The sequence below is a fragment of the Bacillus pretiosus genome, from assembly GCF_051294775.1.
GTDB classification, from domain to species: Bacteria; Bacillota; Bacilli; order Bacillales; family Bacillaceae_G; genus Bacillus_A; species Bacillus_A wiedmannii.
On the sequence record NZ_JBPPHF010000047.1, the window covers coordinates 1 to 351 of the forward strand.

1 pseudogene is annotated in these 351 nt (G+C 33.9%); it reads left to right on the forward strand.

Annotation, left to right across the window (positions count from 1 at the left end):
- Nucleotides 1-232, forward strand: a pseudogene (locus ACSG5Z_RS29785) (hypothetical protein); the annotation flags it as partial.
- Nucleotides 233-351: the final 119 nt, after the last annotated feature.

A 351-nucleotide genomic window follows, 5' to 3' on the forward strand; every position in this document is an offset into this window, starting at 1 on the left:
CTTCGTTACAGATAAGTACATGTACACGAACAGTACATTCTACGACCGAACTACTAGCGAAGTTGTACAATTACCAAAAGAAGATTCTCACCCACTCATTGATCGTGCCCAAAATGAATTGAACATGTCTGACAAAATCATTGAAGGTGACTTACTTCGCTTCTCTGAAAGTAATAAGACCAAAACCGGTGAAGTAAAGACAGCTATTAAAGAAGAAAAGAAGAGCGCTGAGTATTCTCAGCCTCTTTTTTTATATTTCTCCATACAATCACTTATATTCATTAACTTTAACATTACATAACCTTTACCAAATATTCACATAGGATTAACGAAACATCTCTATAATAAAAT